Genomic DNA, 326 nt, shown 5'->3' with positions numbered 1-326 from the left:
AAAATCTTATCAGAACCTGCCTGTCTGGAAGATTACAAGAGCGAGACACACGGAACCGGTTATCTGCGCAGCTTCTTCGATACGGTGAAAGCAGGCACGGACTCCACTATCAAACGTTGCTTCGTGACTGGTGTCAGCCCCGTCACGATGGACGATCTCACCAGCGGATTCAATATCGGCACCAATTATTCGCTCTCTCCGGAATTTAATGAAATGACCGGATTCAACGAAGAAGAGGTGCGCGCAATGTTGGATTATTATGCCACTACCTGCCAGTTTCACCACTCTACCGACGAGCTGATAGAAGCTATGAAACCTTGGTATGA

General features: G+C 48.5%; 1 protein-coding gene. It reads left to right on the top strand.

Annotated features, from left to right (window positions below):
• Positions 1 to 326: AAA family ATPase (locus DW173_RS24280; RefSeq protein WP_233562304.1), on the top strand; the 326-nt coding region annotated here is incomplete at both ends.

Origin of the sequence: Bacteroides sp. AM16-13 (assembly GCF_003602705.1) — a bacterium.
GTDB classification, from domain to species: Bacteria; Bacteroidota; Bacteroidia; order Bacteroidales; family Bacteroidaceae; genus Bacteroides; species Bacteroides xylanisolvens.
Note: the sequence above shows the minus strand (reverse complement) of the source record. Positions and strands in the feature narration are given on the sequence as shown.